General features: G+C 52.4%; 1 pseudogene. It reads left to right on the top strand.

Annotation, left to right across the window (positions count from 1 at the left end):
* Positions 1-97: 97 nt before the first annotated feature.
* Positions 98-382 (top strand): annotated as a pseudogene (locus tag G3I60_RS47390) (hypothetical protein); the annotation flags it as partial.

Raw genomic sequence — 382 nt, 5'->3', positions numbered from 1 at the left:
AATTCATTACGAAGCTGTAATGCGCTTTGCCATATTCCAGCCCTTTATACTTGGCCTTGTTAGCTCCATATTGCCGATATTGGCTCCGAGGAATCGGATGCGAGATGAGGAAAACTGGAGTTTGCGAATGAATTGGCGGCGTTATGGAATTGCGGGTCTGCTTATCGCGTCGATCAGCACAGTCACTTTGCCTGCGATCGCGCAGGAAACAGCCGTTCCAGCTCAGGGCAAACAGATCCCTCTAAGCCGTGGCGATATGCAGCTTTCCTTCGCGCCTCTGGTGAAGGAAACAGCGCCTGCAGTCGTTAACGTCTACGCCGCGCGTCAGGTGCAGCAGCAGGCATCACCATTTGCAGGCGATCCGTTTTTTGAGCAGTTTTTC

It is taken from the genome of Streptomyces sp. SID13666 (genome assembly GCF_010548325.1).
Taxonomy (GTDB): Bacteria; Actinomycetota; Actinomycetes; order Streptomycetales; family Streptomycetaceae; genus Actinacidiphila; species Actinacidiphila fildesensis.
The sequence above is the reverse complement of the archived record's forward strand: the minus strand, read 5'-3'. Positions and strand labels throughout refer to the sequence as shown.